This is a genomic window from Nocardia thailandica NBRC 100428 (assembly GCF_000308795.1).
In the GTDB taxonomy this organism is placed as follows: Bacteria; Actinomycetota; Actinomycetes; order Mycobacteriales; family Mycobacteriaceae; genus Nocardia; species Nocardia thailandica.
Genome location: NZ_BAGK01000191.1, coordinates 1 through 2,329, shown reverse-complemented (window position 1 = coordinate 2,329; position 2,329 = coordinate 1). Strand labels below are relative to the sequence as shown.

Sequence of the window (2,329 nt, the reverse complement as noted above, 5' to 3'; positions counted from 1 at the left end):
GTAGTGCACCTCGGCGTCGACCTCGTGGCCGAGGACCGGGACCTCCCCGGTGAAGTTCGGGGCGCCGAAGGAGTGTTCGAGCAGCAGGGCCCAGCGGTGGGAGGCGCGGCCGTAGAGCCAGGTGCGGCGGGTGTGCAGCCGCTCCTCCTCGCTGGTCCGGGTGGCCAGCACCAGCCAGGTGTCGCGGACGGCGGGCTCGGCGCGCACCGTCTCGGCCTGCGTCGGATAGCCGACGTGGGCGCGCACGCTCGCGCGCAGCGGTTCGGGCAGGGCGTCGAGTTCGCGGTGCGCCGTGACCAGCAGTTGCAGCCGCCCGTACTCCCGCAGCAGTGTCTCGGGCCAGTCCGCGCCCGCCGCGACCGCCAGGGGCAGCCTGCGCAGCGCGGACGCGACGCCGGGCGCCTGGGCGTCGACCATGCGCGCGGCGACCGCCTCGAACGCGGCGAAGGACCGGTCGGCCTGGGCCAGCCCCGTCCGCACCTGATCGGCCAGCCAGGTCTGCAACTCGGCCAGGCCCGCGGTGACCCGGGCGCGGCGCTGTTCGACGGTCGCCGGGTCGGTGCCCTTGGCCGCCTTCTTCGCCGGCGCCGCGGCCCTCGTCGCGCGGCCACGCAGCCACTCGGCGGCGAAGTCGGGGGGCGTGTCCGCGGCGGGCACCTCGCCCGCCGCCCAGGTCAGCAGCAGCGACAGCGCGTGCTTGCACGGGAACTTGCGGCTCGGGCACGAGCACTTGTACGCGGGACCGGACAGATCGACGACCGTCCGGTACGGCGTGGCGCCGCTGCCCTGGCACAGACCCCAGACCGCGTGCTCGTGCGCGCCGGTCCCGCGCCAGCGACCCGCCAGCTTGCGCGTCGCGGCCAGCGACCCGGCGTCGGGCGCGAGGGCGCGGACCTGCTCCGCGGTCCACACGGTGTGCGCTGGGTTCATCGATTCCCCCGTTCTCGGTCGCGGCAAGTTCTACCGCAGCCGACCGACAGATGGGACCGGCTGGCGTGTCGTCCTCGGAAAACGCTGGTGCGCTGGCCGATTCACGCCAATGGCTTGCTATCATGATCGTTCTTCTGGCATTCTGTCATGTTCGGCTCGACCGGACCGACCGCCATGTTCCTGCAACGAGCAGGCGGCCGCGAACACCTCATCGAGCCGCCTCGCGGAGTGGACGAGGGGTGGACATCGAACGCCCCTCGCCGGGGCGCGCCGATGGCCATTCCACTCCCGCGGGCGGACTCGAGAGGGTCGACCTCGCCGGACCCTGGGCGAATACCCCGCGATCCGGTAGCGTTGTCCAGGTTTCGCCGACGACTGCGCACCGGGGGCTCTCGCGCGTCTCCACATGTGCGAGGGGAGAATTCATGCGCGCCGACCGGACCACGCCGCCCGACGTACCCGACCGCCTCGTCGAGGTGGTCGCGGCGGAGCTGGCGGCCGACGCCGAGCTCGGCCCCGACGTCGTGGACACGGTGCTGGCCGCCTTCGGCGACGCGGCCGCCGGGCCCGACCCCGGCGCCGACGACACGGGTGTGTTCCTGCGCGCGATCACCGTGCGCGGCTTCCGCGGCATCGGCCCGCAGACGACCCTGCACCTGGCGCCCGGGCCCGGCCTCACCCTGGTGGCCGGCCGCAACGGCAGCGGCAAGTCCAGCTTCGCCGAGGCCGCCGAGCTCGCGCTGACCGGCGGCAACCGGCGCTGGGACGGCCGCTCCACCGCCTGGCGGGAGGGATGGCGCAATCTGCACGATCCCGACGGCACCCGCATCGAGCTCGACCTGCTCACCGCGGGCGCCGAACCCGATCTCCGCATCGTCAAGCAGTGGGCGCCCACCGCGGCGCTGAGCGCGCCGCAGTGGTCCGAGCAGCGCGGCGACGGCAGCCCCGCCCCCTTCGACCCGCGCCGCTGGCGCTCGCGGCTCGAGCTGTACCGGCCGTTCCTGTCCTACAGCGAGCTCGGCGCCCTGGTCGACGGCAAGCCCAGCGACCTGTTCGACGCCCTGCACCGGCTGCTCGGCCTCGACGACCTGTCCGAGGCGCAGGAACGCCTGCGCACCCGCCGCCTCGAACTCGAACGCGCGGTGAAGGAGGCCCGCCAGACCAGGGAGGCGCTGGTCCCGCGCCTCGCCGCGGTCGACGACCCGCGGACCCGCAGGCTGGCCGCCCTGCTGCGCGAGCCCGAGCCGGACCTGTCCGCGATCGCGGCCGAACTCGACGGCGCGGGCGGGCGCGGCCCCGGTCCCGCGGCGCTGCGCGCGGTCACCGAGGTGACGCTGCCCGACGCGGCCGTCCTCGACGCGGCGCTGGCCCGGCTGGAGGCCGCGATCGCCGTCCACAC

General features: G+C 74.9%; 2 protein-coding genes. One reads left to right on the top strand and one right to left on the bottom strand.

Features of this window, described 5'->3' with window-relative positions; genetic code table 11:
• The coding region (locus tag ON36_RS21395; RefSeq protein ID WP_043656552.1) for an SWIM zinc finger family protein at positions 1-930 on the bottom strand (930 nt) is incomplete at its 3' end.
• Positions 931-1,355: 425 nt separating this feature from the next.
• On the opposite strand from ON36_RS21395, the gene ON36_RS21390 reads away from it, so the two are divergent.
• Positions 1,356-2,329: AAA family ATPase (locus ON36_RS21390; protein ID WP_043656550.1), on the top strand; the 974-nt coding region annotated here is incomplete at its 3' end.